Annotated in this window: 1 protein-coding gene; it reads right to left on the reverse strand. The window is 50.8% G+C overall.

Features of this window, described 5'->3' with window-relative positions:
• Window positions 1-919: exosporium protein (locus PKK00_05215; protein HNW97796.1), on the reverse strand; the 919-nt coding region annotated here is incomplete at both ends.

A 919-nucleotide genomic window follows, 5' to 3' on the forward strand; every position in this document is an offset into this window, starting at 1 on the left:
GCTCCCGTTGCACCAGTGGCACCGTCTATACCATTATTTCCAGTGGCTCCCGTTGCACCAGTGGCGCCATCTGTACCGTTATTTCCTGTAGCGCCAGTAGCACCCGTTGCACCAGTGGCACCGTCTATACCATTATTTCCAGTAGCGCCAGTAGCTCCAACATTACCTGTATCACCTTTGTCGCCTTTATCACCAGTAGCTCCTGTTGCACCAGTAGCACCGTCTATACCATTATTTCCTGTAGCTCCAGTAGCGCCTGTTGCACCAGTGGCACCGTCTATACCGTTATTTCCTGTAGCTCCAGTAGCTCCAACATTACCAGTATCACCTTTGTCACCTTTATCACCAGTGGCGCCAGTAGCACCATCTATACCGTTATTTCCAGTAGCACCAGTAGCCCCAACATTACCAGTATCGCCTTTGTCTCCTTTATCACCAGTGGCTCCAGTAGCGCCAGTTATACCCTGAGCCCCTGTTTCACCAGTAGCACCGGTAGCACCAATATTACCAGTATCGCCTTTGTCTCCTTTATCACCGGTTGCTCCTGTAGCACCAGTTATACCCTGAGCGCCTGTTTCGCCAGTAGCACCGGTAGCACCAACATTACCAGTATCACCTTTGTCTCCTTTATCTCCGGTTGCACCGGTAGCACCAGTTATACCCTGAGCGCCTGTTTCACCGGTAGCACCGGTAGCACCAATATTACCAGTGTCTCCTTTGTCTCCTTTATCACCAGTGGCTCCTGTAGCGCCAACATTACCAGTATCGCCCTTGTCTCCTTTATCACCAGTGGCTCCAGTAGCGCCAGTTATACCCTGAGCGCCTGTTTCACCAGTAGCACCAGTTGCACCAATATTACCAGTATCACCTTTGTCTCCTTTATCACCAGTAGCACCGGTAGCACCAACATTACCAGTAT

Source organism: Bacteroidales bacterium (genome assembly GCA_035353855.1).
In the GTDB taxonomy this organism is placed as follows: Bacteria; Bacteroidota; Bacteroidia; order Bacteroidales; family CG2-30-32-10; genus DAOQAK01.